This window comes from Pseudoxanthomonas suwonensis (assembly GCF_010093235.1).
GTDB lineage: Bacteria > Pseudomonadota > Gammaproteobacteria > Xanthomonadales > Xanthomonadaceae > Pseudoxanthomonas > Pseudoxanthomonas suwonensis.
This window is the reverse complement of sequence record NZ_PDWP01000009.1, coordinates 84502-109999: the sequence shown is the minus strand read 5'-3', so window position 1 is coordinate 109999 and position 25498 is coordinate 84502. Positions and strand designations below refer to the sequence as shown.

At 71.5% G+C, this 25498-nt stretch carries 26 protein-coding genes and 1 pseudogene; 14 read left to right on the top strand and 13 right to left on the bottom strand.

Annotated elements, in window-relative coordinates; all coding sequences use genetic code 11:
• Window positions 1-34: 34 nt before the first annotated feature.
• The 3 genes from CSC68_RS06005 to rsgA all read right to left on the bottom strand — a co-directional run bounded on the left by CSC68_RS06005 (window position 35) and on the right by rsgA (window position 4919).
• Entirely contained in the window at window positions 35-2326 is a 2292-nt protein-coding gene (locus tag CSC68_RS06005) for an NADP-dependent malic enzyme (RefSeq protein ID WP_162202612.1), read from the bottom strand.
• 192 nt (window positions 2327-2518) lie between these two features.
• On the bottom strand, window positions 2519-3763 hold the full coding sequence (locus tag CSC68_RS06000; protein ID WP_162202611.1) for a flavohemoglobin expression-modulating QEGLA motif protein: 1245 nt from the start codon (window positions 3761-3763) through the stop codon (window positions 2519-2521).
• Window positions 3764-3809: 46 nt separating this feature from the next.
• A complete protein-coding gene (gene rsgA, locus CSC68_RS05995; RefSeq protein ID WP_162202610.1) occupies window positions 3810-4919 on the bottom strand; it encodes a ribosome small subunit-dependent GTPase A in 1110 nt (369 codons plus the stop codon).
• 194 nt (window positions 4920-5113) lie between these two features.
• Between rsgA and CSC68_RS05990 the strand changes: the two genes are divergently transcribed.
• Genes CSC68_RS05990 through CSC68_RS05980 form a run of 3 tightly spaced genes read left to right on the top strand, consistent with a single transcriptional unit; the run spans window position 5114 to window position 7723 of the window.
• Window positions 5114-6385, top strand: a complete 1272-nt coding sequence (locus tag CSC68_RS05990; RefSeq protein ID WP_162202609.1) for a pyridoxal phosphate-dependent aminotransferase — start codon at window positions 5114-5116, stop codon at window positions 6383-6385.
• 1 nt (window position 6386) lies between these two features.
• Entirely contained in the window at window positions 6387-7022 is a 636-nt protein-coding gene (locus CSC68_RS05985; RefSeq protein WP_162202608.1) for an SGNH/GDSL hydrolase family protein, read from the top strand.
• A 29-nt stretch (window positions 7023-7051) separates the two neighbouring features.
• Window positions 7052-7723 (top strand): methyltransferase domain-containing protein, encoded by a 672-nt coding sequence (locus tag CSC68_RS05980; protein ID WP_162202633.1) that lies wholly within the window; start codon window positions 7052-7054, stop codon window positions 7721-7723.
• Between the two features lie 139 nt (window positions 7724-7862).
• Here CSC68_RS05980 and CSC68_RS05975 read toward each other — a convergent pair whose 3' ends face one another.
• Window positions 7863-8639 (bottom strand): polysaccharide deacetylase family protein, encoded by a 777-nt coding sequence (locus CSC68_RS05975; protein ID WP_162202607.1) that lies wholly within the window; start codon window positions 8637-8639, stop codon window positions 7863-7865.
• A 61-nt stretch (window positions 8640-8700) separates the two neighbouring features.
• Between CSC68_RS05975 and grxD the strand changes: the two genes are divergently transcribed.
• Complete coding sequence (gene grxD / locus CSC68_RS05970; RefSeq protein WP_162202606.1) at window positions 8701-9627, top strand: Grx4 family monothiol glutaredoxin; 927 nt, start codon at window positions 8701-8703, stop codon at window positions 9625-9627.
• Between the two features lie 103 nt (window positions 9628-9730).
• Here the strand turns inward: grxD and CSC68_RS05965 are convergent, their stop codons facing one another.
• Window positions 9731-10264 (bottom strand): DUF924 family protein, encoded by a 534-nt coding sequence (locus CSC68_RS05965; RefSeq protein WP_162202605.1) that lies wholly within the window; start codon window positions 10262-10264, stop codon window positions 9731-9733.
• A 136-nt stretch (window positions 10265-10400) separates the two neighbouring features.
• Between CSC68_RS05965 and CSC68_RS05960 the strand changes: the two genes are divergently transcribed.
• The 4 genes from CSC68_RS05960 to CSC68_RS05945 all read left to right on the top strand — a co-directional run bounded on the left by CSC68_RS05960 (window position 10401) and on the right by CSC68_RS05945 (window position 13153).
• A complete protein-coding gene (locus CSC68_RS05960) occupies window positions 10401-11030 on the top strand; it encodes a 2-hydroxychromene-2-carboxylate isomerase (RefSeq protein ID WP_162202604.1) in 630 nt (209 codons plus the stop codon).
• An 81-nt stretch (window positions 11031-11111) separates the two neighbouring features.
• Window positions 11112-12053 (top strand): DegV family protein, encoded by a 942-nt coding sequence (locus tag CSC68_RS05955; protein ID WP_162202603.1) that lies wholly within the window; start codon window positions 11112-11114, stop codon window positions 12051-12053.
• Window positions 12054-12120: 67 nt separating this feature from the next.
• Window positions 12121-12459 carry a hypothetical protein gene (locus tag CSC68_RS05950; protein WP_162202602.1) on the top strand — a complete coding sequence of 113 codons (339 nt, stop codon included), beginning with the start codon at window positions 12121-12123 and terminating at the stop codon, window positions 12457-12459.
• A gap of 16 nt (window positions 12460-12475) precedes the next feature.
• Window positions 12476-13153, top strand: a complete 678-nt coding sequence (locus CSC68_RS05945) for a Dph6-related ATP pyrophosphatase (RefSeq protein WP_162202601.1) — start codon at window positions 12476-12478, stop codon at window positions 13151-13153.
• Between the two features lie 103 nt (window positions 13154-13256).
• On the opposite strand, the gene CSC68_RS05940 is transcribed toward CSC68_RS05945, so the two are convergent.
• The 5 genes from CSC68_RS05940 to frmR all read right to left on the bottom strand — a co-directional run bounded on the left by CSC68_RS05940 (window position 13257) and on the right by frmR (window position 16944).
• Entirely contained in the window at window positions 13257-13823 is a 567-nt protein-coding gene (locus tag CSC68_RS05940; protein WP_246193460.1) for a hypothetical protein, read from the bottom strand.
• A gap of 73 nt (window positions 13824-13896) precedes the next feature.
• Window positions 13897-14781: an S-formylglutathione hydrolase gene (gene fghA / locus CSC68_RS05935; RefSeq protein ID WP_162202600.1), complete on the bottom strand. Its 885-nt coding sequence runs from the start codon at window positions 14779-14781 to the stop codon at window positions 13897-13899.
• A gap of 12 nt (window positions 14782-14793) precedes the next feature.
• A complete protein-coding gene (locus tag CSC68_RS05930; protein ID WP_162202599.1) occupies window positions 14794-15501 on the bottom strand; it encodes an NAD(P)H-binding protein in 708 nt (235 codons plus the stop codon).
• Window positions 15502-15504: 3 nt separating this feature from the next.
• Entirely contained in the window at window positions 15505-16614 is a 1110-nt protein-coding gene (locus CSC68_RS05925; RefSeq protein ID WP_162202598.1) for an S-(hydroxymethyl)glutathione dehydrogenase/class III alcohol dehydrogenase, read from the bottom strand.
• A 54-nt stretch (window positions 16615-16668) separates the two neighbouring features.
• Window positions 16669-16944, bottom strand: a complete 276-nt coding sequence (gene frmR / locus CSC68_RS05920) for a formaldehyde-responsive transcriptional repressor FrmR (protein ID WP_162202597.1) — start codon at window positions 16942-16944, stop codon at window positions 16669-16671.
• Window positions 16945-17083: 139 nt separating this feature from the next.
• Between frmR and CSC68_RS05915 the strand changes: the two genes are divergently transcribed.
• Complete coding sequence (locus CSC68_RS05915; protein ID WP_162202596.1) at window positions 17084-18328, top strand: cyclic di-GMP phosphodiesterase; 1245 nt, start codon at window positions 17084-17086, stop codon at window positions 18326-18328.
• Between the two features lie 43 nt (window positions 18329-18371).
• On the opposite strand, the gene CSC68_RS05910 is transcribed toward CSC68_RS05915, so the two are convergent.
• Window positions 18372-19757 carry a glutamate--cysteine ligase gene (locus CSC68_RS05910; protein WP_343039869.1) on the bottom strand — a complete coding sequence of 462 codons (1386 nt, stop codon included), beginning with the start codon at window positions 19755-19757 and terminating at the stop codon, window positions 18372-18374.
• A 177-nt stretch (window positions 19758-19934) separates the two neighbouring features.
• Here CSC68_RS05910 and CSC68_RS05905 point away from each other — a divergent pair, with 177 nt between their 5' ends.
• Window positions 19935-20630 carry a VIT1/CCC1 transporter family protein gene (locus CSC68_RS05905; protein ID WP_162202594.1) on the top strand — a complete coding sequence of 232 codons (696 nt, stop codon included), beginning with the start codon at window positions 19935-19937 and terminating at the stop codon, window positions 20628-20630.
• Between the two features lie 6 nt (window positions 20631-20636).
• Here the strand turns inward: CSC68_RS05905 and yihA are convergent, their stop codons facing one another.
• On the bottom strand, window positions 20637-21266 hold the full coding sequence (gene yihA / locus CSC68_RS05900) for a ribosome biogenesis GTP-binding protein YihA/YsxC (RefSeq protein ID WP_162202593.1): 630 nt from the start codon (window positions 21264-21266) through the stop codon (window positions 20637-20639).
• A 149-nt stretch (window positions 21267-21415) separates the two neighbouring features.
• Here yihA and CSC68_RS05895 point away from each other — a divergent pair, with 149 nt between their 5' ends.
• From CSC68_RS05895 to CSC68_RS05880, 4 genes and pseudogenes are all read left to right on the top strand, one after another.
• Complete coding sequence (locus CSC68_RS05895; protein ID WP_162202592.1) at window positions 21416-22204, top strand: c-type cytochrome; 789 nt, start codon at window positions 21416-21418, stop codon at window positions 22202-22204.
• Between the two features lie 122 nt (window positions 22205-22326).
• Window positions 22327-22974: a thiol:disulfide interchange protein DsbA/DsbL gene (locus tag CSC68_RS05890; protein WP_162202591.1), complete on the top strand. Its 648-nt coding sequence runs from the start codon at window positions 22327-22329 to the stop codon at window positions 22972-22974.
• A 39-nt stretch (window positions 22975-23013) separates the two neighbouring features.
• Window positions 23014-23822, top strand: a pseudogene (locus tag CSC68_RS05885) (thiol:disulfide interchange protein DsbA/DsbL).
• A gap of 70 nt (window positions 23823-23892) precedes the next feature.
• The gene (locus CSC68_RS05880; RefSeq protein WP_162202631.1) at window positions 23893-24672 is read left to right on the top strand and encodes an endonuclease/exonuclease/phosphatase family protein; all 780 of its coding nucleotides are present in this window, start codon (window positions 23893-23895) and stop codon (window positions 24670-24672) included.
• Window positions 24673-24688: 16 nt separating this feature from the next.
• Here the strand turns inward: CSC68_RS05880 and CSC68_RS05875 are convergent, their stop codons facing one another.
• A complete protein-coding gene (locus CSC68_RS05875) occupies window positions 24689-25465 on the bottom strand; it encodes an SDR family oxidoreductase (RefSeq protein ID WP_162202590.1) in 777 nt (258 codons plus the stop codon).
• Window positions 25466-25498: the final 33 nt, after the last annotated feature.

The following is a 25498-nucleotide window of genomic DNA, read 5'->3' as shown; positions in this document are numbered from 1 at the left end:
ATCCGTACCCGCCCGTCGGGGCAGGAGGAGAGGATCAGCTCCTCCCCTCCTCCAGCTGCTGGCGGATCTGCGCATCGACAGCGGCGATGGCGGTCATGTTGAGGATGCGGCGCGGGGTAGCGCTGGTGGTGAGGATGTGCACCGGCTTGCTGATGCCCATCAGGATCGGGCCGATGGCGACGCCGTCGGTGAACACGCGCACCAGGTTGTAGGCGATGTTCGCCGCTTCCAGGTTCGGCATCACGAACAGGTTGGCGCGGCCCTTGAGGGTGCTGTTGGGCATGATCTTGCCGCGCAGCACCTCGTCCCAGGCGGTGTCGCCCTGCATCTCGCCGTCCATGTTCAGGCGCGGGCTGCGCCTGCGCAGCAGTTCGCGCACCTGGCGCATCTTCTGCGCGTCCTTGGACTCGTGGCTGCCGAAGTTGGAGTGCGACAGCAGGGCCACGTTCGGCTCGATGCCGAACAGGCGCATGCGGAACGCGGCCTGCAGGGTGGCCTCGGCGATCTGCTCGGCGGTCGGGTCGTCCTGGACGTGGGTGTCGACGAAGAAGAACACGCCCTGCTGGTTGATCACGCCGGTCATGGCCGAGGTGGACTGCACCTTCGGCTCCAGCGGGATCACGCTGCGCACGTAGCCGAGCTTCTTGTGGAAGCGGCCGACGATGCCGGTCAGCAGCGCATCGGCCTCGCCACGGGCGACCATTACCGCGCCGATCAGGGTGGTGCGCGAACGCATCAGGGTCTTGGCCGCGGCCACGGTCACGCCGCGACGCTCGGTCAGGGCGTGGTAGTGCTGCCAGTACTCGTTGAAGCGCGGGTCGTCGTCCTGGTTGGTGATCTCGAAGTCCACGCCGGCCTGCATGCGCAGGCCCAGGCGCTTGATCCGGGTCTCGATCACCTCGGGGCGGCCGATCAGGATCGGGAACGCCACCTTCTCGTCGATGACGGTCTGCACGGCGCGCAGCACCACTTCCTCCTCGCCCTCGGCGTAGGCCACGCGCTTGAGGTCGGAGCGGGCGCGGTCGTAGACCGGCTTCATCATCAGGCTGGAGCGGTAGACGAACTGGCCGAGCTTCTCGCGGTAGGCGGCCATGTCCTCGATCGGACGCTGGGCGATGCCCGAATCCATCGCCGCCTGGGCCACCGCCGAGGACAGCTCGACCAGCAGGCGCGGGTCGAACGGGCGCGGGATCAGGTAGTCCGGGCCGAAGCTGGGGATCTCGTCGCCGTAGGCGCTGCCGAGGTCGGAGGCCTCCTTGCGCGCCAGCGCCGCAATGGCGTGCACGCAGGCGATCTTCATCTCCTCGTTGATGCCGGTGGCGCCCACGTCCAGCGCGCCGCGGAAGAGGTACGGGAAGCACAGCGCGTTGTTGACCTGGTTCGGGTAGTCCGAACGGCCGGTGGCGATGATCGCGTCCGGGCGCACGCGGCGCGCGTCCTCGGGCAGGATCTCCGGATACGGGTTGGCCAGCGCCAGGATGACCGGGCGGTCGGCCATGGTGGCGACCATCTCCGGCTTGAGGATGCCGCCGGCCGACAGGCCCAGGAAGATGTCCGCGCCCTTGATGATGTCCTCGAGCGTGCGCGCGTCGGTGTCGCGCGCGTAGCGCAGCTTGTCCGGGTCCAGGTCGGTGCGGCCGGTGTGGATCACGCCGCCGCGGTCGAAGGCCAGGATGTTCTCCGGGCGCAGGCCCAGCTTGACCAGCATGTCCACGCAGGAGACGCCGGCGGCGCCCATGCCGGTGGTCGCCAGCTTCACGTCCCCGATCTTCTTGCCGACCACGTGCAGGGCGTTGACCACCGCCGCGCCGACGATGATCGCCGTGCCGTGCTGGTCGTCGTGGAACACCGGGATGTTCATCCGCTCGCGCAGCTTGCGCTCGACGATGAAGCACTCCGGCGCCTTGATGTCCTCGAGGTTGATGCCGCCGAAGGTCGGCTCCAGCGAGGCGATGATGTCGACCAGCTTGTCCGGGTCGTTCTCGTCGATCTCGATGTCGAACACGTCGATGCCGGCGAACTTCTTGAACAGGACGCCCTTGCCTTCCATCACCGGCTTGCCGGCCAGCGGGCCGATGTTGCCCAGGCCCAGCACCGCGGTGCCGTTGGAGACCACCGCCACCAGGTTGCCGCGCGCGGTCAGCTCGCTGGCCTGCTTCGGGTCGGCGACGATCGCCTCGCAGGCGTGGGCCACGCCCGGCGAATAGGCCAGGGCCAGGTCGCGCTGCGTGAGCATGGCCTTGGTCGGCGAGACCTTGATCTTTCCGGGCCGCGGGAAGCGGTGGTAGTCGAGGGCAGCCTGCTTGAAATCTTCCTGTTCGGACATCGATCGGGTTCGGCGCGGCGCAAGGGGGCTCGATTCTAAGCGTTCCGGCGCGCGCGCGGCCCCTTGCATTCAGCGCGGAGGTGGCAACCGGCCGACCGGCGGGGCTTCGATGCAGTGCAGCAAAAGCCGGCATGCATGCGCCACGGGGCCTGACAGCGCTCGCCAGCGGTCGTCGCGCCCTCGCCGGCCCGCTCAGCGCGCCGCGCCGTCGCCGATGCGGTCCATCCGGATGCGGTTTGCGAACAGCGAGAAGGCCAGCAGCCCGGCCAGGCCGCCGGCGCGCTCGATCCAAGGGGGCAGCCAACGCGGCGGGACCAGGGTGCCGTCGGCGAACAGCGGTTCGAAGCGGGCCACGTCGTCCAGGGTCATCTTGCCGGCCAGCAGCCAGCGGCACAGGTGCAGGCGGTCGCGCTGCAGCGCGCCGCGGAAGAAGGTGTGCACGCCCAGCAGGCCGCGCAGGTACACCGTGTCCTTGGTGAAGGCGCAGCCGCCGGACAGCGGAACGCCGCGGAACACGCGCTGGGCCGAGGCAAAGCTCTCCTCCTCGCCCTGGCCGGCGCCGAGGAAGTAGCCGAACACCTGCAGGAAGTCGGCGCCGTCCAGCGCCATCGCCACGGCCTCGGTGCGCAGGCTGATGCGCTTCATGCGGCCGATGTCGATGCTGCCGGTGATCTGCTCGGCGAAGGTGGCCAGGCCCTCCTGGGTGGCGGTGACGCGCGGCGAAGCCAGGGCCAGGCTGGGCAGCACCTGCTGGTTGCGGCCGTTGAGCGCGGTCAGGGAATGGACCAGCGCCTCGTGGTGGAACAGCTGGCGCCGGTCGTAGTCGCGGAAGGCGGCGCCGGCGCGCAGGCGGATACGGGTCGCTCCGGCGGCGGCCTTGGCGATCAGGTCCGGGTCCAGCTCGACCTGGACCACCCGGCCGCCGAAGAACTCGTCGAGGTCGCCCTGCAGCTGCAGGGCCAGGGCGGTCGCCGAGACCGGCACCTGTTCGGCCGGAGAGAACAGCTCGTGGTCCAGCTCGCTGGCGATCTGGATGAAGTGGTGGGCCGCTTCGCGGGTGGTCGGGCCGTCGCCGGGCAGCGGATCGTCGGGCCGGCCGAACAGGGCGATGGCCTCGGCGCCGGCCTGGGCCGTGCCGAGGTTCTCCAGCAGGCGGGCGGCGCGGTCCCAGCTGGCGGCCGAATCCCGCAGGTAGGCGCCCAGCGGATGACCGGGGTCGGCGGCGTCGGCCACGGCCTGCAGTTCGGCGCGGGCCTCGGCGAAGTCCAGCTTCGGGTACGCGACCTGCGGCAGGGTCGCCCTGCCCTGGCGCCAGTTGGCCAGGAACCCGTGCTGCACGCTGGCCGGCCAGCTGGCCAGGCCCAGCAGACGGATGCCGCGCGCGGCCCGGACCAGGCGCTTGTCCAGGGCGGCGTGGCGGGCGATGGCGTCGGTCATCGGCGGTTCCGCGGTGCGGCGACACCGCCGCACCGTACCGCAATGGTCAGCGTCGCGGACGCGGGGCCGGGCGGCGGCCGCGCCCGGGCCCCCGGGTGTCGGCCTTCTGCGCCAGGCGCTGGGCCAGGCGTTCGGCGGCGCCGGCCACTTCCTCGCGCAGCTTGAGGTAGTTGGCGACCCGGCCCGGATCGAGGCAGCCGTCCTCGACCGCCGCGCGCACCGCGCAGCCGGGCTCACTGTGGTGGGCGCAGTCGTTGAAACGGCACTGCGTGGCCAGTTCCTCGATGTCGCCGAAGCCGCCGTCGGCCAGCTCCTCCTCGCCGGTGGGCTTGAGCTCGCGCATGCCGGGGGTGTCGACCAGGCAGGCGCCGGAGGGCAGCGGGACCAGGGCGCGATGGGTGGTGGTATGGCGGCCACGCGAGTCGCTGGCGCGGACCTCGCCGGTCTTCATCCGCTCCCGGCCCAGCAGGCTGTTGGTGAGGGTGGACTTGCCGGCACCGGAGGAACCGACCAGGACCGCGGTGCAGCCGGGTGCCAGCCACGGCGACAGCGCGGCGGCCGCCTGCGGGTCCTTCGCGTTCAGTGCCAGCACCGGCACGCCCAGGGCACGCAGGTCTTCCAGCGCCTCCAGCGCAAGCCCGGGGGCCTCGCCGTTGAGGTCGGCCTTGGTCAGCACCACCACCGGCTGCACCCCGCCACCGCCGACCAGCAGCAGGTAGCGCTCGATGCGGCGCGGATTGAAGTCGGCGTCCAGGCCGCAGACCACGAAGGCGGTATCGACGTTGGCCGCGATCACCTGCTGCTGGTAATGCTCGCCGGCGGCGGCGCGCTTGATCGCGGTGCGCCGCGGCAGCATGGCGAGGATGCGACGGCCGTCGTGCAGCACCCAGTCGCCGACCGCGGCGCGCTCGTGCAGGGGCACGCCATCGGCGGTGAACACCGGGCGGCGCTGCCATTCGGGGGGCGATTCGACCCGGAACCCGGTGTCCGGCGCGTCGGCCAGCACGTAGCCGGTGCGGTGCTGCTCGCTGACCCGGGCCGGACGGCCTTCGGGGTGGCGTTCGAACAGGGCCTGCCAGGCCGGGTCCTCGGGCGGGCCGGCCCAGGGCCAGCCGATCCTTTGCAGCGCGGTGTAGTCGGGTGCGGGGAGATCCATCGCGCGCATTGTAGTGCCCGCCCTGGCCGCGACAGCGTGGGCCCGGTGTGCATCCGGTCACGGGTAACCGTTTGCACCCGGCAGGCCCCGTCCCGCTTGGTTTCCGGGGAAACGGCAGGCCCCGTGCCGCTGGCGCCGCAGGCGGATATTTCCGATACCATGCAAGACCCTGACCCGCCCCCTTGGGCCCTGCCATGCCGTCCACCGAAAAAACGCTTGCCGTGCGCGAGCGCCTGTCGGAAGTCCGCTACGAGATCCGCGGCGAGCTCAACCGGCGAGCCCATGCGCTCGAGGCGGCGGGACGCAAGCTGATCAAGCTCAACATCGGCAACCCGGGCGCGTTCGGTTTCCGGGCGCCGGCGCACCTGCAGCAGGCGATCATCCGGGACATCGACAACACCGATCCGTACACCCACCAGCTCGGCCTGCCGGCCGCGCGCGAGGCGCTGGCTTCGGCCTACCGCAAGCGCGGCGCACCGCACGTGGATACCGACCGGGTGTTCGTGGGCAACGGCGTGTCCGAGCTGATCGACATGACCCTGCGCGCCCTGCTCAACCCGGGCGACGAGGTGCTGGTGCCGTCGCCGGACTACCCGCTGTGGTCGGCGGCGACCATCCTCAACGACGGCCGCCCGGTGTACTACCGCTGCCCGCCGGAGAACGGCTTCATGCCGGACCCGGTGGAAGTGGAGGCCCTGGTTTCCGCGCGCACCCGCGCGATCGTGCTGATCAACCCGAACAACCCCACCGGCGCGGTCTACCCGAAGGAACTGCTGGAGCGCCTGGTGGCGGTCGCGCAGCGCCACAACCTGTTGCTGCTGGTGGACGAGATCTACGACCAGGTGCTGTACGACAGCGCCGCGTTCGAGCCGACCGCGCCGATCGCCGGCGACCACCCGTGCATCACCTTCTCCGGCCTGAGCAAGGTGCACCGCGCCTGCGGCTGGCGCGTGGGCTGGGCGATCCTCACCGGCTCCCCGGCGCGCACCGCCGACTACCGCAACGCCCTGGACCTGCTGTCCGGCCTGCGCCTGTGCGCCAACGTCGGCGGCCAGTACGCGATCGAGGCGGCGGTCAACGGCCCGGACACCATCAGCGCGCTGTGCGCGCCGGGCGGTCGCCTCTACGAGACCCGCCGCGCCGTGGTCGAGGCCTGCGCCGCCAGCGAGCACCTGCACCTGATCGAGCCGCGCGGGGCGCTGTATGCGTTCCCGTCGGTGGTCGGCGCCGCCGCGCGCGGCTTCGACGACCACCAGTTCGCCCTGGAGCTGCTGGAGACCGAGGACGTGCTGATCGTTCCGGGCAGCAGCTTCAACGTGCCCTACCGCGACCACTTCCGCGTGACCCTGCTGCCGGAGACCGGACTGATGCGCGAGGTGTTCGCGCGCATCGACCGCGCCCTTACCCGTCGCGCGGAGCTGAACACCAAGGTCGTGCCGATCAAGGCGCGGAACGCGGCGGCATAAGGTGGCGCAAGGTTTCCTTGCCCTCGGCGACTCCTACACGATCGGAGAGGGCATCGCGGAGGACGGGCGCTGGCCGGTGCAACTGGCCGCCGCATTGCGCGACGAAGGCCTGGACGTGGCCGCGCCGCGGATCATCGCCACCACCGGCTGGACCACGGCCGAGCTGGACGCGGGCATCGATGCCGCGCACGCGCAATCACCGATCCGCACGGACCACGCCCTGGTCAGCCTGCTGGCCGGCGTGAACGACCAGTACCGCGGCCTGGACACGGACGGCTTCCGCAACCGCTTCGCCGCCCTGCTGCGCCGCGCGGCCGGTTTCGCCGGCGGCGACATGGCGCGGGTGGTGGTGCTGGCGATCCCGGACTGGGGCGTGACCCCGTTCGCCTTCGCCCAGGGCCGCGACCGCGCCCTGGTGGGCGCGCAGATCGACGCCTTCAACGCGGTCTGCCGCGACGAAGCCGCACGCGCCGGCGCACACTGGGTCGATATCGGCCCGATCAGCCGCCAGCGTGGCGGCGAAACGGACATGCTGGCCGACGACGGACTGCATCCGTCGGCGGCCATGTACGCACTTTGGACCGCGCTTGCCCTGCCGGCGGCGCGGTTGGCCCTGGAAGGCAGGAGAACCCCTTGAACGCGATGCCCCGACCCCAGCCGCGACCGCTGTCGCGGGACACCGCTGCGCGCATTGCCAGCGCGTTCCTGCCCGGCACGCTGCTGGGCAACCGTTACCACTACTTCTACGCGCGGGCCAAGCTGCGCAGCGACCCGCTGTACCCGGGCGTGTGCGAGGCACTGCGCGATGCGGCCGGCCCGCTGCTGGACCTGGGCTGCGGCCTGGGCCTGCTGGCCCACGCGCTGAAGCACGAAGGCATCGCCCTGCGCTACTTCGGCGTGGACAATGACCACCGCAAGATCGCCTCGGCGCGTCGCGCCGCCGCGCGCGCCGGGCTGGTGGACACCGGCTTCGAGACCACCGACCTGTCCACGACCCTGCCGCCGCACCGCGGCAGCGTGGCGATCCTGGACGTGATGCAGTTCCTGCAACCGCAGCGCCAGGTCGAGGTCGTCGACACCATGATCGGCATGCTCGAGCCGGGCTCGAAGCTGGTGATCCGCACGGGCCTGGACGACGGCAGCCGCAGCGCCCGCATCACCCGCACCACCGACGTGTTCGCGCGCCTGGTGGGCTGGATGAACGCCGCGCCGATCCACTACCCGGAAGCGGACATGCTGAAGGCGCGCTTCGACGCCGCCGGCCTGCGCAGCGAATTCTCGCCGCTGGCGGGCGATACGCCGTTCAACAACTGGCTGGTGGTCGCCACGAAGGACTGACCTGGGGCGAAAGGGGAGCGTTTGCGGTCCGCTGGCCCGCGCTCCTGGGCGTGCCACGCGCAGGAGCCCCGACGCGTTGCCATCTGCGTCGGCATCGGTACCCGACCCTCTCCCCCAGGGAGAGGCGGGCAAACGCTCCTCAGTCCGGAATGACCGCGGCGTAGCCCTGCTCGCGCAGCAGGCATAGCGCGGCCTCGACGATCTCCACGCTGCGGCCATGCGGCGCGCCCTCGTGCAGCAGCACGATCGCACCCGGTGCCAGGCCGCGCTGGATCCGCTGCAACACCCGCACCACGTCGCCATCGACCGCGTCGTAGCCGCGCACGCTCCACGCCGCCCGCGCCAGGCCCAGGCGCTGCAGCGGCGCAGCGAGGAACGGATTGGTGTGGCCGGCCACGGCGCGGAACCAGCGCGGCGGCTGGCCGGCCAAGGCGGTGAGCGCGGCCTGCGCCTGCCCGACCTCGGCGGCCATGGCGCGCGGGCCGAGCGCCCAGAACCGGGCCTGGGGATGGCTCCAGGTGTGGTTGGCGACCTCGTGGCCGCGGCGCACGATCTCACGCACCAGTTCCGGCCGCGCCCGGGCGCGTTCGCCCACCAGGAAGAAGGTGGCGCGGATGCCGTGCCGGTCCAGCGCCTCGAGGACGGCCGGGGTGTCGTCGGATGGACCGTCGTCGATGGTGACCCAGACCGCGCGCTCGTCGCCCGGCAGGCGCGACAGCGCCGGCGCGTACAGCGTGGCCCGCGGCAGGAACACCGGCACGATGAAGGCCGCATGCGACAGCAGCAGCGCCGGCAGGCCCCAGCGCCACCCGGCGGCGATCCACAGCACGGCCACCGCCAGCTGCGAGGCGGCCAGCCACGCCAGCCAGGCGTGCGTACGGCGGGGGATGCGATGCAGTGTTGCCGGTCGGGTCATCGCCGCATCATGCCATGGGGCGTAGAATGCGAGCCCCTGAAAAACCAGCCGTGAGCCCCGCATGTCCCTGGATCCCGCCCTGCGTTCGCGCATCGAATCGCTGCTGCAAGCCAACCGCGTCGTGCTGTTCATGAAGGGCCAGCCCGGCATGCCGCAGTGCGGCTTCTCGGCCAAGGCCAGCGGCGTGCTGGAGGACCTGGGCGTCGAATACGCCCACGTCAACGTGCTGGCCGACCAGGAGATCCGCGAGGGCATCAAGGTCTACGGCAACTGGCCGACCATCCCGCAGCTGTACATCGACGGCGAGCTGGTCGGCGGTTCCGACATCATCGAGCAGCTGGCCTCCAGCGGCGAGCTGTCGCAGATGCTGGGCCTGCCCGCGCCGGACCGCACCCCGCCGCAGGTCACCGTGACCGAGGCCGCCGCCGAGCAGCTGCGCGGCGCCCTGGCCAGCGCGCCGGGCGCGGCGCTGGCGCTGTCGATCGACGCGCGCTTCCAGCCGCGCTTCCAGATCGTGCCGCGCAACGACAGCGCCATCGCGGTGGAGACCGGCGGCCTGCGCATCCAGTTCGACCTGGCCAGCGCCCGCCGCGCCAACGGCATCACCATCGACTGGGTGGACGATTTCCGCGGCCAGGGCCTGGCGATCGACAACCCCAACGCGCCCAAGCCGGTGCAGGGGATCACCCCGGCCGAGGCCGAGCGCCAGGTCGGCACCGGCGAGCTGGTGCTGGTCGACGTGCGCCCGCCGGAAGAGCGCGCGATTGCCTCGCTCTCCATTCCCCACCGCACCTTCGACGGCAACGGCCGCGCCGAGCTGGAAGCGCTGCCCAAGGACACCCGCCTGGCCTTCATGTGCCACCACGGCGGCCGCAGCGCACAGGCCGCCGAGGAATTCCGCGGCAAGGGCTTTGCCGCGGTGTTCAACGTCGAGGGCGGCATCGACCGCTGGGCGCAGGACGTGGACGGCAGCATCCCGCGCTACTGAGCAGCGATGCGTCGCCCGGCCCGCCGGGTCTTGCAGGAGAGGGCGGCGAAAGCCGCCCTTTTCCGTTTGGCGCACAGCGAATTCCCACTGCGTCCCGGTCGACTCAGAACCCGCCGCCGGCGTCGAGCCAGGCCTGCTCCTCCGCCGTACTCACCCGCCCGAGCGCCTGGTTGCGGTGCGGGAAGCGGCCGAAGCGCGCGATCACGTCGCGGTGGGCGATGGCGTAGTCCAGGTAGGTCCTGTCGCCCAGCGCGGTGAACAGCTCGACCGCATACTCCTGGTCGGCCATGTCCTCGGCGTGTTCCAGCGGCAGGTAGAAGAACGCGCGCAGGGCCGGCTCGACCGCCTGGTCGTGCCCGGCCTCGATCGCCCGCAGCGCGTAGCGGCGCGCCAGGCCATCGGTGGCGAAGGCATGGCCGGTGCCGCGGTAGATGTTCCGCGGGATCTGGTCCAGCAGGACCATCAGCGCCAGCGCGCCTTCGCTGGACTGCAGCCAGTCCTCGTGCCCGCCGCGCGCCGCTTCCATGTGCGCCTGCTCCAGGCGCGCGCACTCGCGGTCGAAGGCGGCATCGCCGGCGAACCACGCGTCCGCGCCGGCCTGGCGCCAGAAACCCACCACTTCACGTGCCGTCGCCATCGCATCCTCCGTCCTGGTCGATGCCACAAGCATGGACCATCGCGCATGACCGCGGCGCCATGACCGGCGGCCGGATGGCAACGATGCGTGCATCCGCGCATGATCAGGGGCCGGCACAACGACGGAGGAGGACTGGATGAAGCCGCGCTGGTACTTCGATTTCGTCTCGCCGTTCTCGTACCTGCACTGGCAGAAGATGCGCCCGCTGGTCGAGGCCGGGCGGGTGGAAGCGGTGCCGATCCTGCTCGGCGCGGTGCTCGACGCGCTCGGCACGCTGGGGCCGGCGGAGATCCCGGCCAAGCGCGAATTCATCTATCGCCAGGCCCTGTGGCAGGCCCGTCGCGAGGGCGTGCCGCTGGTGTTCCCGCCGGCGCATCCGTTCAATCCCTTGCCCGCATTGCGCTTGTGCATCGCAGCAGGAATTGGCGTCCAGGCCATCGACGCGATCTTCAATGCGATCTGGCGCGACGGCCTGGATGGCAGCACGGCGACCCTCGCGCCGGTCGCCCGCGGGCTCGGCATCGAGGGCGACCTGGACGCGGCCATCGCCGCCCCGGAGGTGAAGCAGCGGCTGCGAGGGATGACCGAATCCGCGCTTTCCGCAGGGGTTTTTGGCGTTCCCACCCTGCAGGTGGAGGGAGGGCTGTTCTGGGGCAACGACAGCCACGACCTGATGATGGCGGTGCTGGAGGATCCCGGGCTGCTGCGCGAGGGCCCCCTGGCCACGGTCGGAAGCCTGCCGGTCGGCATACGCCGCAAGGGGTGACCCCTCCCAATTGACAGTCGCGGCACGGCCTGAACTGCGCTACGTTTCGCGCGCTCCACGTGGGCAGCCTAGGGAGGGCATATGCGCATAGGGATCGTCGTCGACTCGGCCTGCGACCTGCCGGCCTCGTTCATCCAGGAACACGGGATCGTGGTCATGCCGATCACCGTCCGCATCGGCAATGCAGTACTGGACGACCACCGCGACGAGGAAGCCACCCTGGCCTTCCTGCACGCGCACGTGGCCGAACGCGGCCACGAGGCCGAGACCACGCCGCTGGGCGTGGAGCAGATCCGCGACCTGTTCCTGCAGCGGCTGGTGATCGACTACGACCACGTCTTCTGCCTGACCATCTCGCGCCAGCGCAGCCAGATCCACGAAAACGCGATGCAGGCCAGCTTCGCGATCCTCAACGACTACAAGCCGGTGCGCCAGGCAGCCGGGCACAACTCGCCGTTCGCGCTGCGGGTGATCGACACCCTCAACCTGTTCTGCGGGCAGGCGATCACCGCGGTGGACGCGGTGCGCATGCGCGCGGCCGGCGTCGGCGTGGCGCAGATGCGCGCGCGTCTGGAGGAGCTGGCCGTGAACACCTGCGGCTTCATGATCCCGCGCGACCTGTACTACCTGCGCAACCGCGCCCGCACCAAGGGCGACCGCAGCGTCGGCCTGCTCAGCGCGGCGCTGGGCAGCGCCCTGGACATCAAGCCGGTGATCCGCGCCTGGAACGGCGGTACCGAACCGGTGGCGCGGGTAAGGGGCTTCGAGGCCGCCACCGAGAAGATGTTCGAGGTGGCCTGCGACCGCGTACGCGCCGGGCTGATGACGCCCACGATGGCCGTCTGCTATGGCGGCGACCTGGCCGAACTGCAGGGCCTTCCGGGCTATGCGCGCCTGCTCGACACCTGCCTCGCCCATGGGGTGGAAGTGTTCGAGAGCGTGATGAGCCTGACCGGCATGGTGAACGTCGGCAAGGGCGCGGTGGCGGTGGGCTTCGCCTCGACCGAGCACGGCTTCGGCTGACCAGGGCCCACAGCCGCTTCGCGCGGGCGCTGCTAGATTTGCGTTCCCGCCACGCAGGAGCCCGTCGATGTCCGTCCGCTACGTGATCCGCCTGCCCGATCCGGCCGCCGCGCGCGGCAGCGAGCCGTCGCTGTCGTTCACCGCCAATGGCTACGAGGCCTTCGCCGAACAGCTGCAGGACGCATTGCGCTCGCCGGCGCTGTTCGAGCGCTGGCGGCAGATGCAGCCGGACCCGGACGAGGTGGATCCGGACCTTGGCGCGACCGATCCGCAGGCCACGGTCGAAGGCCGGCGCGAGGACATGTCGGTCTACCTCACCGCCACCACCTCCCTGCCCGGCGAGATCGTGCGCCACCGCCTGCGCCTGCTGGCCGGATCGCGCTGGGAACTGCGCGACGTGCGCTGAGCCGGGCCACGCGCCGATGGCATCACGCATTCCGGTCCTGCTGGCCTGGAGCGGCGGCAAGGACGCAGCCTGGACGCTGCACATGCTGCGGCAGTCGGCCACCCATGCGGTGGTCGGCCTGCTGACCACGGTCAGCGACGGCCGGGCCTCGCTGCAGGGCGTGCGCGTGGAGGTGCTGCGCGCCCAGGCCAGCGCCGCCGGACTGCCCCTGATGGAAGTACCGATCCCGCCGAAGTGCGACAACGCCACCTACGGGGCGGCGATGGCCTCTGCGCTGGACGAGGCCGGGCAGCGCTGGCCGGAGCTGCGCACCATGGCCTTCGGCGACCTGTTCCTGGAAGACATCCGCGCCTGGCGCCAGCAGCAGCTGGAAAGCTACGGCTGGAACCTGGTCACGCCGCTGTTCCGGTTCGACACCGCCCTGCTGGCGCGGCGCATGCTCGACTCCGGCCTGCGCGCGCACGTGTGCTGCGTGGACACGCAGCAGCTGGATGCGCGCTTCGCCGGCCGGCCGTTCAACCTAGCCTTGCTGGAGGAACTGCCCCCCGGGGTGGATCCCTGCGGCGAGAACGGCGAATACCACACCTGCGTGTGGGACGGACCCATGTTCGCCGCGCCGATCAGGCTGGCCCATGCCGGCGACAGCCTCGAAGCCGGGCGCTTCGCGCGCACCGATTTCGCGTTGGGGGAGTGAAGGCAAGAAAGAAAAACCGGGGTCAGAGTGCAATTTCTCTTCCTGTGCACCGGTAGCCGCGAGCGGCGTCGGGGAGGAATTGCACTCTGCCCCCGGTTTTCTGTCAGAAGCCGGTCGCCGCCGCCGGATCGCACTGCCTGCGCAGGAAATCCAGCGCCGCGTACACCCGGGATGCGATCTCGCTGCCTTCCAGGTGCAGCTCCGCGTCGTGCTGCTCGCCGGCAAAGCGCAGGTAGACACGCGAGCCGTCCTGGCGCAGGGCGCGGATGGAGCCGAAGTGCATGCCATCCCGGCTGCCGACATGGTCGTCGCCGGCCATCGCCGCGAACTCCGCCTCGGTGACCTCGCCGGTGGCCGGGTCGCGTACCGTCAGCCAGGTGTTGGCGATTTCGCCGATCAGGTAGGAGCGGCAGGGCGCGATCGGGTCGGCATCGACGATCGGCGGCAGCGGATCGAACTGCGCACGCAGGCCGTCGCGGCGGGCCTTGGCCAGGACCTCGACCATCATGGTCGACAGATAGCGGTTGCCCGGCAGTACCTGGCGCAGGAACTCCTGCGCCCCTTCCACCGTGCGTTGCGGCGTGGTCGCGCCCTCTGCGGCGACCGCGCCCGGGGCCATGGCCATCAGCGCCACGGCCAGTGCATATCCGTACTTGCCCCTGCCACGCATGCATTCCCCCTGGTCGGCATCCACGTGGCGCCAAACATGCCACAGCCCCGCAGCGGGGGTCATGCTGCGCCGCTCAGTGGCCGCCGCAGCAGCCGCCGGCGGCGTCCGTTCCGCACTGCCCGCCCGCACAGCCCTGCAGCGCCGCGGCATGGTGCGCCACGTGCTCGCCGATGAAGCTGGCGATGAAGTAGTAGCTGTGGTCATAGCCGGGCTGCATGCGCAGGGTCAGCGGATGGCCCGCCGCGTCGGCCGCGGCCTGCAGCAGCTGCGGGCGCAACTGGCCCTCGAGGAACTCGTCGTCGCTGCCCTGGTCCACCAGCAGCGGCAGCTTCTCGCCGGCCTCGCGCAGCAGCTCGCAGGCGTCCCACTGGCGCCACGCCGCGCGGTCCTCGCCCAGGTAGGCGGAAAAGGCCTTCTCGCCCCACGGCACCTGGCTGGGCGCGACGATCGGCGAGAACGCCGAGACGCTGCGGTAGCGGCCGGGGTTGCGCAGGGCGCAGACCAGGGCGCCGTGGCCGCCCATCGAGTGGCCGCTGATGGCGCGCTCGGCGGTGACCGGGAAGTTCGCCTCGACCAGCGCCGGCAGCTCGTGCACCACGTAGTCGTGCATGTGGTAGTGCCGCGCCCAGGGCTCGCGGGTGGCGTTGAGGTAGAAGCCGGCGCCCTTGCCCAGGTCGTAGCCCTCGGCGTCGGCCACGTCCTCGCCGCGCGGACTGGTGTCCGGGCAGACGATGGCGATGCCGTGCTCGGCCGCGTAGCGCTGTGCGCCGGCCTTGGTGATGAAGTTCTGCTCGGTGCAGGTCAGGCCGGAGAGCCAGTACAGCACCGGCACGCTGCGCCCGGCCGCCTGCGGCGGCAGGTAGATGGCGAAGGTCATCGTGCAGCCCAGCACCTTCGATGCGTGGCGGTAGACATCCTGCCAGCCGCCGAAGCAGGCGCGGTGTTCGATGCGTTCCATGGTTGCTTCTCCTTATGCGTTCCGGTGCGGCGCGGCGGATGCGCCCTGCATGCGCGCCGATTCGAGGATGGTGGGACCGCTCGCGCGCGGCACTTCCCAGGCCAGCGCGGCGGCGACGTCGTCGGCGGCGATGGCACGCAGCCGCGCAGGCAGCAGCGGCCGCAGCCAGCGGTCCAGGCGCGCGGCCAGGTGCTCGCCGCGGCGGTGCGGCTGGCCAAGGGCGCCGCGGTCGCCCAGCAGCAGCGCCGGCCGCGCGACCACCAGTGCATCCAGCGGCAGGGTCGACAGCGCCTGCTCCAGCTCGCCCTTGGTGCGGCTGTAGAACACCCGCGAGCGCGGGTCGGCGCCCATCGCGCTGACCAGGCCGATCCGGCGCACCCCGGCCGCGAGGGCCGCACGCGCCACCGCGAGGCTGGCGTCGAAGTCCACCGCGCGGAAGGCCTCGCGCGAACCGGCCACGGCTATCGTGGTGCCCAGCGCCAGGTAGGCCTCACCGGCCGCCGGCAGGGCCGGCAGCGCGGCGAAGTCGACCACGTGCAGCTGCAGCTTCGGATGCCGCAGCTCCAGCGGTCGCCGCACCAGCGCGTGCACCGCGGCCACGCCGGGGTCGGCGCACAAGCGCGCGACCAGCGCGCGCCCGACCAGGCCGCTGGCCCCGGCCACCAGCGCGATCCGCGCGCCGGTGGTCGTGTTGCTGCTGCTGGCGTCGGCCGCGTGCATCGCTCAGTAGTGGATGACGGTGCGGATCGACTTGCCTTCGTGCATCAGGTCGAAGGCCTCGTTGATGCGCTCCAGCGGCAAGGTGTGGGTCACGAACGGCGCCAGCTCGATCCTGCCGGCCATCGCGTCCTCGACCATGCCCGGCAGCTGGGTGCGGCCCTTCACGCCACCGAAGGCGGTGCCCATCCACTTGCGGCCGGTCACCAGCTGGAACGGACGGGTGCTGATCTCCTTGCCCGCGCCGGCCACGCCGATGATCACGCTCTGGCCCCAGCCGCGGTGCGCGCATTCCAGGGCCGCGCGCATCACGTCCACGTTGCCGATGCACTCGAAGCTGTGGTCCACGCCCCAGCCGGTCATCTCGACGATCACCTGTTGGATCGGCTTGTCGTGGTCCTTCGGATTGACGCAGTCGGTGGCGCCCATCTGCCGCGCCAGCTCGAACTTGGCCGGGTTGGTGTCGATGGCGATGATGCGGCCGGCCTTGGCCTGCTTCGCGCCCTGGATCACCGCCAGGCCGATCGCGCCGAGGCCGAACACGGCCACCGAGTCGCCTTCCTGCACCTTCGCGGTGTTGTGCACCGCTCCAATACCGGTGGTCACGCCGCAGCCCAGCAGGCAGGTGTGTTCCGGGTTGGCCTCCGGATTGACCTTGGCCAGCGAGACCTCGGCGACCACGGTGTACTCGGAGAAGGTCGAGCAGCCCATGTAGTGGTAGATCGGCTGGCCGTTGTAGGAGAAGCGGGTGGTGCCGTCGGGCATCACGCCCTTGCCCTGGGTCGCGCGCACGGCCACGCACAGGTTGGTCTTGCCGCTCTTGCAGAACAGGCACTGGCCGCACTCGGCGGTGTACAGCGGGATGACGTGGTCACCCGGCTTGACCGAGGTCACGCCCTCGCCCACCTCGACCACGATGCCGGCGCCCTCGTGGCCCAGCACCGCCGGGAACACGCCTTCCGGATCCTCGCCGGAGAGGGTGAAGGCGTCGGTATGGCACAGCGCGGTGTGGGTGATCTTCACCAGAACCTCGCCGGCCTTGGGCGGGGCGACATCGATCTCGACGATCTGCAGCGGCTGGCCAGCGGCGAAGGCGACGGCGGCACGGGACTTCATGGGAGCACTCCTGGGACGACTACGAACGGGGACGCCGGCAAGGCCGGCGGGGAATCACTTCAGATAGGAACGCAGCAGCGCGGTCACCTCCGCGACCCGCGCCTGGCGCTGGTCGGCGGAGGCCGCGGCCTGGCCGAAGGTCTCGCGGATATGCGCTTCCATGACCTCGGACATCAGCCCGTTGACCGCGCCACGGATGGCAGCGATCTGCTGCAGCACCGGCGCGCAGTCGGCACCGGCTTCCAGCGCGCGCTCCAGCGCCTCGGCCTGGCCGCGGATGCGGCGCACCCGGGCCAGCACGCGCCGCTTTTCTTCCGGACTGTGAGGCATGCCACGGACCTCGCCTTGGATACTGGGGGATAGTATCAGGCCGGCCCAGCCAAGGCGAAGCCGCGCCATCCGCTAAAGCCCCGTGACGTATGGCCGATACCCCCCCGGCTCCCTGCCGGTCATCCGCCTTTCCCCGAATATGTACGTCACCATCCCCATCGACGAGCTGCGCCCGGGCATGTACGTGCAGCGGGTCAATGGCGCATGGCTGAAGCATCCGTTCTGGCGGACCTCCTTCCTGGCCACCGAACACCACGTCCAGCGCCTGCGCAACAGCGGGGTGGCGTCGGTGGACATCGATCCGTCGCGCAGCCAGGAAACCGACGAGCCTCCGCCGGCGGCGGAACCGGACGCTGCGGCCGCGACCGCGGCGCAGGCCGCTGCGGCGCTGGAGCCTGCACCGGAGCCAGCGGCCGCGACCGTATCACCGCGCCGCGCCCCGGTGCCGCAGGCGGACCTGGCCGCGGAACTGACCCGCGCCCGCCGCATCTGCCAGGAAGGCCGCGAGGCGGTGGAGGCGATGTTCCAGGAAGTACGCCTGGGCCGGATCGTCGACACGGCCGCGATGGTGCCGCTGGCGCAGGAGATCAACGCCTCGGTCGGCCGCCATCCCGGCGCCCTGATCGGCATCGCCCGGATCAAGACCGTCGACGACTACACCTACCTGCACTCGGTGGCGGTCGGCGCGCTGATGTCCAACCTTGCCCGGCGCATGGGCATGGACGAGCAGGCCTGCCAGGAAGCCACCCTTGGCGGCCTGCTGCATGACCTGGGCAAGGCCTGCGTGCCGCTGGAGATCCTCAACAAGCCCGGCCGGCTGGAGGACGCCGAGATGGAGCTGATGCGCGCCCATCCCGCGCACGGCGCCCGCCTGCTCGGCGAGAGCGGGGTGGAGAACGAGGCCATCCTGCACATGGTCCTGCACCACCACGAGCGCATGGACGGCACCGGCTATCCCGCGCGCCTGGCCGAGGACGAGCTGCCGCTGCTGACGCGCATGAGCTCGGTCTGCGACGTGTACGACGCGGTGACCTCCACCCGCGCCTACAAGGAACCGTGGGACCCGGCCGAGGCCCTGCGGCGCATGGCCTCATGGAAGGGCCACTTCGATCCGGTGGTGCTCAAGGCGCTGATCGCCAGCCTCGGCATCTACCCGGCCGGCAGCCTGGTGAAGCTGTCCAGCGAACGGCTGGCGGTGGTGCTGGAGCAGCGCCCGGACCTGACCCGCCCGCTGGTGCGGGGGTTCTACTCGGCGCGCCTGCGCAGCCACGTGCTGCACGTGGACCTGGACCTGTCGGCTCCCGGCTGCAACGAGCGCATCACCGGCATCGAGTCGCCGCGCGAATGGGGCTTCCGCGACCTGCACAAGCTCTGGGCGCCCTGAGCGCCGGAATGCATCCGCCGCCCCGGGCAAACGCCGCGATGCCTCAGTAGGCGAAGGCGGAGAACACCCGGTCGATGTCGCCCTGCCACGGGCCGTGGAACAGCTCGAGCTTGCGCTCGGCCGGGGACTGCCCGGCCTCGGCGATCTCGACCAGGGTATCGAGGAAGCGCGACTCGTCGATGCCGTCGGCATTGAGCGCGGCCCGCCGGCGCAGGCCGGCCGCGGAGATCTTCAGCGCCTCGATCGCCAGCTCGCGCACGGTCGCGCCGCGGAACGGCAGCTTCAGTGCGTGCCTGGGCACGCCGTCGCGCAGGGCGTGGCGCTCGGCGTTGCTGAAGTCCTTGACCAGGTCCCAGGCCGCGTCCAGCGCCGCGTCGTCGTACAGGAGGCCGACCCAGAACGCCGGCAGCGCGCACAGCCGCGCCCACGGGCCGCTGTCGGCGCCGCGCATCTCCAGGTACTTCTTCAGCCGCACCTCGGGGAAGGCGGTGGTCATGTGGTCGGACCAGTCGCGCAGGGTCGGCAGCTTGCCCGGCAGCGCCGGCAGGCGGCCATCCATGAAGTCGCGGAAGCTCTGCCCGCTGGCGTCGACGTACTGGCCGTCGCGGTAGCTGAAGTACATCGGCACGTCGAGCAGGTAGTCGACGTAGCGCTCGTAGCCGAAGCCGTCCTCGAACACGAAGTCGAGCATGCCGGTGCGGTCCGGATCGGTATCGGTCCAGATGTGCGATCGGTAGCTGAGGAAGCCGTTGGGCCGGCCCTCGGTGAACGGCGAATCGGCGAACAGCGCGGTGGCCACCGGCTGCAGCGCCAGCGACACCCGGAACTTCTTCACCATGTCCGCCTCGGAGGCGAAATCCAGGTTGACCTGCACGGTGCAGGTGCGGGTCATCATGTCCAGGCCGAGGCCGCCGACCTTCGGCATGTAGGCGCGCATGATCCGGTAGCGGCCCTTGGGCATCCACGGCATGTCCTCGCGCCGCCACTTCGGCTGGAAGCCCATGCCGAGGAAACCCAGCTGCAGTTCGTCGGCGACCTGGCGCACCTCGTCCAGGTGGGTGCCGACCTCGACGCAGGTCTGGTGGATGCTCTCCAGCGGCGCACCGGACAGCTCCAGCTGCCCGGCCGGCTCCAGGGTCACCGAGGCGCCATCGCACAGCAGCGCGATCACCCGCTCGGGCTGGCCGTCCACGCTCTCGCGCACCGGGGTCCAGCCGAAGCGGGCCAGCCCGGCCAGCAGCGCCTCGATGCCGCGCTCGCCATCGAACGCCGGCGGCCGCAGGTCGTCCAGGCGGAAGCCGAACTTCTCGTGCTCGGTACCGATGCGCCAGGCCTCACGGGGCTTCTCGCCCGCGGCCAGGTATTCCACCAGCTGGCGGCGTCCGGTGACCGGGGTATCGGCGACGTGGCTGGGACTCGACAAGGGCAGGATCTCGGGCGGCGCTGGAATGGACTCCGGCGCTGGCCGGCAGGGTGCGAACTATAGCCTGACCACCGTCGTCCGGACGTGCCAGGCGGTGGCCTTCAGCATCCCACCGCGCCGTTGCCGCCCTGCCCCGGCCGTACACTGGGCGCACCCACCCGCAGGCCCACACGGACAGTGCCCATGCCCCGACGCCACGTCGAATCCCACCGCAGCGATCGCGCCGGCTGGCTGCGCGCGGCGGTACTGGGCGCCAACGACGGCATCGTGTCGGTCGCCGGCCTGGTGGTCGGCGTCGCCGCCGGCGGCGGCACTCCCGGGGCGATCCTCTCGGCCGGCATCGCCGGCACCGTGGCCGGCGCCATGTCGATGGCCGCCGGCGAATACGTGTCGGTGCGCTCGCAGGCCGACATCGAGGAGGCGGACCTGGAAACCGAGCGCCGCGAACTGCGCGAGCTGCCGGATGCGGAGCTGGCGGAACTGGCGGGCCTGTTCGAGAAGCGGGGCCTGTCGCCGGAGCTGGCCCGCCAGGTCGCGGTGCAGCTGACCGCCCACGATGCGCTGGCCGCGCACGCGCGCGAGGAGCTGGGCATCAACGAGGTGGCCAGGGCCCGTCCGCTGCAGGCGGCGTCCGCCTCCGCGGCGGCGTTCTGTGCCGGCGCGTCCCTGCCCATCGCGGTGACCCTGCGGGCCCCGCCGCAGGGCGTGGCCTGGGCGGTCACCGGCACCACCATCGCCGGCCTGTTCGGCTCCGGCGCGCTGGCCGCCTGGGCCGGCGGCGCCAACCTGTGGCGCGGTGCGCTGCGGGTCGGCGGATGGGGCGCGGCGGCCATGGCGGCCGCCCACCTCATCGGGCGGCTGTTCGACGTCGCCGTCTGACCCGGCTCAGGCCTGGGCCGGGTCCTGGGCCGGAGGCAGCAGGTCCAGCCAGCCGGCCACCACCGCGCAGGCCTCGTCCACGCCCTGCTTGTTCTCGCTGGAGAACGCCTGCACCCCGACCCCGCTGGCACCGGCGGCGGCCAGCTCGCGCCGCACCGCCTGCACCGCCTGGGCCTGCTGGCCGCGGCCGAGCTTGTCGGCCTTGGTCAGCAGCGCGTGCGCCGGCAGCCCGCGGCTGACCGCGTAGCCGATCATCTGCCGGTCGTAGTTCTTGAGCGGATGGCGGATGTCCATCACCACCACCAGCCCGCGCAGGGCCTGCCGGCTGCGGAACCAGTTGTCGAGGAAGCGCTCCCAGTGCGCCTTCAGGTCCATCGGCACCTTGGCGTAGCCGTAGCCGGGCAGGTCCACCAGGTAGCGCTGGGGCGCGACCTCGAAATACACCAGCTGCTGGGTGCGGCCGGGGGTCTTGGACACCCGTGCCAGGGAGTTCTGCCGGGTCAGGGCGTTGAGCGCGCTGGACTTGCCGGCATTGGAGCGGCCGGCGAAGGCCACTTCGAAGCCGCCATCCGGCGGCAGCTGCGCGGGCGTGTGCGCCGAGCCCAGGTAGCGGGCCTTTTCGAGGGGATTGGACATGGGCATAGGATCGCATGCCCGGGGGCGCTGGCGGGGCCGGGGCGGGTCCGGCGACGGGTTTCGTTGACCGTCGCCGCCCGGCGCGGGGATAATCCCGACGTTTCGCGGCTGTTCACGGCCGCGCCGATTCGGGTTCCCGGAGCTCTAGCATGCGCCACGCTCGCGTTATCGCCCTTGCCGGACTGGCCGCCGCGGCCACCGCCGTTGTCGCCTACGCTGCACAGACCACGGTGGTCCCGATCCCGGACAACGATCCGGTGCAGGAGCAGCCGCTGGAAGTGGACCTGAGCAAGACCCACTGGGGCGATGCCGAGGCCGGCGCGACCGCCGCCACGACCTGCGCGGCCTGCCACGGCGCCGACGGCAATCCGTCCGACCCCATGTACCCGCGCCTGGCCGGCCAGAGCGAGCGCTACATCGCCCGCCAGCTGGCCCTGTTCGCCAGCGGCGAGCGCCACAGCGGCCTGGCCGCGGTGATGGTGCCGTTCGCCCAGGCCCTGACCCCGCAGGAGATGCGCGACGTCGGCGCCTACTTCGCCAAGCAGAAGTCCGGCGCGGGCGTGGCCGACGACACCGAGGTCACCTCCGGCCCCTACGCCGGCATGAAGTTCTACGAGGTGGGCCAGAAGCTGTTCCGCAACGGCGACGCCGAGCGCGGCATCCCGGCCTGCATGGCCTGCCACGGCCCGACCGGCGCCGGCAACCCGGGCCCGGCCTACCCGCACGTGGGCGGCCAGATGTCCGAGTACACCGCCCGCCGCCTGGAGGAGTACCGCGCCGGCGTGACCAGCGAGCGCGATCCGGCCCTGTTCAACATCATGGCCAAGGTGGCCTCGAAGCTGACCGACGAGGAGATCGGCAGCCTCTCCAGCTACCTGCAGGGCCTGCACGACCGCGCCGACGACGTGGCCGCCGCGGAAGCCGCCGGCCGCCAGTGAACTTCCGCCACCGGCTGCGGTCGGAGAGCACGTGGTCCCTCCCTGATGATCTTGCGCCGGCCCCCCGTGGCCGGCGTCGTTTTTTCCGGAACCCGTTCCGCGCCGTTTCAAGGAAGCCCGCGATGAAGTCCCTGCTTGCCGGAATGCTGGTGCTGCTGCTGGCCTGGGTGCCCGGTGCCGCGGCGGCGACCCAGCCGCAGGAAGGCACCGACTACGTGCGCATCGAGGCGGCGCCCTGGGCGCCGCACCAGGGCCGGATCGAGGTGGCCGAGGTGTTCGCCTATACCTGCCCGCACTGCGCCCACTTCGAACCGATGCTGCGCGAATGGAAGCGCCGCCAGGGCAAGGACGTGGACCTGGTGCCGGTGCCCGCGGCCTGGAACGGCCCGACCGAGGCCTGGGCCCGGACCTATTACGCCCTGCTGGAGCTGGGCCTGTCCGAGCGCGCGCATCCGGCCCTGTTCCAGGCCCTGCACGAGACCGGCAGCCTGCCGCGCAACCCCACGCCGCAGGAGCTGGGCGACTTCCTGGGACGCTTCGGCGTCGACCAGGAGCGGCTGCGCGAGGCACTGGCCGACCCCGGGGTCGCCGCGCAGGTGCGCAGGGCCGGCGAGTGGATCCGGGACATCGGCCTGGAAGGCACCCCGACCCTGGTGGTCAACGGCCGCTACCGCGTGCGCGGGCGCGACTTCGAGGACTCTCTGCGCATCGCCGACGCCCTTATCGCCCGCGAGCGCGCCGCCGCCCGCGCACCCCAGACTTCCCGTTGACGGCCACTGGCCGATCCTCTTCCTCACTGGAGACATGAAATGAACATGCGCCCCATCCTGTCCCTGCTCCTGCTGGCCGCCCTGGCCGGCTGCTCCGGCCAGGACGCCGCCCCGCAGGACAGCCAGACGGCCCCCGCCACCGAAGCGCCGGCGACCGATGCCGCGCAGCCGGCGACCGAGGGCGACGCGGGCGCGGCCCCGGCCGCCCCCGAACAGGCGGCCGGGGCGACGCCACCCCGGCGGCCCCGGCGCCCAACGCGCCGGGCGGCCCGGCGCCGGTGGCGGGCGTGGACTACACCGTCATCGAGAACGGCCAGGCCTTCCAGCCGATGGCCGGCAAGATCGAGGTGGCCGAGGTGTTCGGCTACACCTGCCCGCACTGCGCCGCCTTCGACCCGATCCTCGAGGCCTGGATCAAGCGCCAGCCGGGCGACGTGAACGTGATCCTGGTGCCGGGCGCGTTCGGCGGCTACTGGACCCCGTATGCGCGCGCCTACTACTCGGCCGAGGCGCTGGGCGTGCTGCCGCAGACCCATGCGGCCATGTTCCGCGCCATCCACGTCGAGCGCAGCCTGCCGGTCAACGCCAACGTCGGCGCCAAGGAGCTCGCCCCGTTCTATGCCAAGTACGGCGTGGACCCCAAGCGCTTCGCCGACACCTTCGGCAGCTTCGGCGTCGACGCCAAGGTCAACCGCGCCCGCCAGTTCGCCGCCCGCGCCAAGATCGAGGGCACCCCGTCGCTGGTGGTGGCCGGCAAGTACACCATTTCGGTCGACCAGCGCGGCTTCGAGCAGATGCTGGCCACCGCCGAGTGGCTGATCGCGCAGGAGCGCGCCGGCGCGCGCTGAGCGCCGCCGGACCGCACGCATGGATACCCCACCCGTGACCGAGCAGCAGTCCGGCGAACCGGGCGGAACCATGCTGGAGGCCGGCGCGCCGCCCACGCGCCGGCTGCGGGTGCTGTCGGCCAACATCCAGGCCGGCTCCAGCACCCGCCGCTACAGCGACTACGTGACCCGCAGCTGGTCGCACGCGCTGCCGGCCGGCCGCAAGCGCACCAGCCTGGACGCGATCGCTCAGCTGGCCAGCCAGCACGACATCGTCGGGCTGCAGGAGGCCGACCCGGGCAGCCTGCGTTCGGGCTTCACCAACCAGACCCATTACCTGGCCCAGCGCGCCGGCTTCCACTACTGGACCCACCAGCCCAACCGCAGCGTCGGCGGCGTGGCCTCCAGCGCCAACGGCCTGCTGAGCCGGCTGGAACCGGTGCGCATCAGCGACCACGCCCTGCCCGGCCGCATCCGCGGCCGCGGCGTGCTGCTGGGCCACTTCGGCGACGGCCGCGAGGGCCTGACCGTGGCCGTGGCGCACCTGTCGCTGGGCGCGAAGTCGCGCCTGTCGCAGCTTTCGTTCATCGCCGAACTGCTGCAGGACCATCCCAACGCGGTGCTGATGGGCGACTTCAACTGCCTGCCCGACGTGCCGGAGATGGAAGTCCTCTACCGCAACACCAGCCTGCGCCCGCCCGAGTGCATCGTGCCGACCTTCCCCAGCTGGAAGCCGCAGCGCGCGATCGACCACATCCTGGTCAGCGGCGACCTGCACTGCGCCGATGCGAAGGCGCTGCCGGCGGCCTTCTCCGACCACCTGGCGCTGGCGATGGAGATCGAGGTGCCGGAGCGCAGCCTGCGCACCTGAGGCGCGTGGACGACGCTCAGAAGCCGTAGCGCAGGAAGCCGCCGTCCACGGCGATGCATTCGCCGGTCACGTACGAGGACGCCGGCAGGCACAGGAACGCCACCGCCGCGGCCACTTCATCCGGCTCGCCGATGCGGCGCATCGGCGTGCGGTCCAGCACCTGGTCGTAGTAGTCCGGATCCGACAGCGGACCGGAAGTGCGGCGGGTGCGGATGTACCACGGCGCCACCGCGTTGACCCGGATCCCGTCGGCGGCCCATTCGCAGGCCAGGTTGCGGGTCATCTGGTGCATCGCGGCCTTGGTCATGCCGTAGACCACGCCGCTGCGCACGTGGGTCAGGCCGGACACGCTGCCGACGTTGACGATCGCCGTCGACGCATGCCGCGCCAGCAGCGGGTGTGCGTAGCGCGACAGCTCGAAGGCGGAGAACAGGTTGGTCTCGAAGATCGAGCGCCACTCGTCCTCGGTGTAGTCCACCGCCGGGCGGGTGACGTTGCCGCCGGCATTGTTGACCAGGATGTGCAGGCCGTCGCCATGGTCCTCGGCCCAGTCCAGGATCGCCTGGCGGTCCTCGTCGTCGGCCACGTCGGCGGCCATGGCGTGGAAGGACTGCTGCGGATGGCGGGCTTCCAGCTCCTCCACCGCGTCCTGCAGCGGGTCCTCGTTGCGCGCCACCAGCAGCAGGTCCGCGCCCAGCGCGGCCAGCTCGTGCGCGATCGCCAGGCCGATGCCGGCGCTCGCGCCGGTCACCAGGGCCAGCTGTCCATCCAGTCGCCAGCGGTTCGTAGCCATGGGCGTAGGATACCCGGCGGACCTTGCGAGGAG